2 protein-coding genes are annotated in these 922 nt (G+C 68.3%); both read right to left on the bottom strand.

Annotation, left to right across the window (positions count from 1 at the left end; all coding sequences use genetic code 11):
* On the bottom strand, positions 1–344 hold a 344-nt coding region (locus tag ACH34R_RS44140), incomplete at its 3' end, for a transposase (protein WP_397567626.1).
* 8 nt (positions 345–352) lie between these two features.
* Positions 353–799: an IS5 family transposase gene (locus ACH34R_RS44135; protein ID WP_397567625.1), complete on the bottom strand. Its 447-nt coding sequence runs from the start codon at positions 797–799 to the stop codon at positions 353–355.
* Positions 800–922: the final 123 nt, after the last annotated feature.

The raw sequence follows: 922 nt of genomic DNA, 5'->3' as shown, positions 1-922 counted from the left end.
CGGTTGATACCGCACTCCACAGCGTGACGCAGCCGGTACAGCACCGAGTCGAAGGCGGGCGGCCGCCCTCCCCTGGAGCCCCTGGCACGGCGGTTGGCGTCCTGGTCGGCTTTGCTCGGGATGGTGGCCCGGATCCCGCGCCGCCGCAGATACGCCCGGTTGGCCCGGGAAGTGTAGGCCTTGTCGGCCAGGACCCGATCAGGGCGGGTCCTGGGCCGCCCGCAGCCCAGTCGCGGCACCCGGATACCGTCGATCACCGCGGCGAACTGCGGGCTGTCCCCGCGCTGCCCGGCGGTGAGCACGACCGACAATGGCTTTTGACCCTGCTCACAAGCCAGATGCATCTTGGTGGTCAGTCCACCGCGCGAGCGCCCCAGAGCATGATCGGCCGGCTCAACGCCATGATCGCCGCCGGGCGGCTCGGCCTGTAGATCCCCCTTTTCCGTGCCCCGGCGGCATGCTGATGCGCCCGCACCGTGGTGGAATCGACGCTCACGTCCCAGGTGATCCGCCCGGCCGCGTCCGCCAGTGCCTGCAACGCGGTCAGGATCTGCTGCCAGGTACCAGCCCGTGCAAAGCGCCGAAACAGCGCGTACACCGCCGGCCAGGATCCATAGCAAGGCGGTACGTCGCGCCAGGGCGCGCCGGTCCGCACCCGCCAGCGGATCCCATCGATCAACTGCCGTTTACCGAACAGCGGCGGCCTTCCTGAGCGTTTCGGCGCGGGCAGCAAGGGTTCCAGCGTCGCCCACTGCGCATCGGTCAGGTCAAAGCGCCGCGTCACCGCTAGGGTGGCCACGAGGTCTCCGGTGTTCAGGTTGTTCTTGGTCGATCAACCCTCTTACCGGAGACCTCATTCGTTGTCGATCTACGACTCGCCCAAGCGGCAGCCCGCCTCACAAGACTTCGATACACGCCCTAG

Origin of the sequence: Spongiactinospora sp. 9N601 (assembly GCF_044326295.1) — a bacterium.
In the GTDB taxonomy this organism is placed as follows: domain Bacteria; phylum Actinomycetota; class Actinomycetes; order Streptosporangiales; family Streptosporangiaceae; genus Spongiactinospora; species Spongiactinospora gelatinilytica.
The sequence above is the reverse complement of the archived record's forward strand: the minus strand, read 5'-3'. Positions and strand labels throughout refer to the sequence as shown.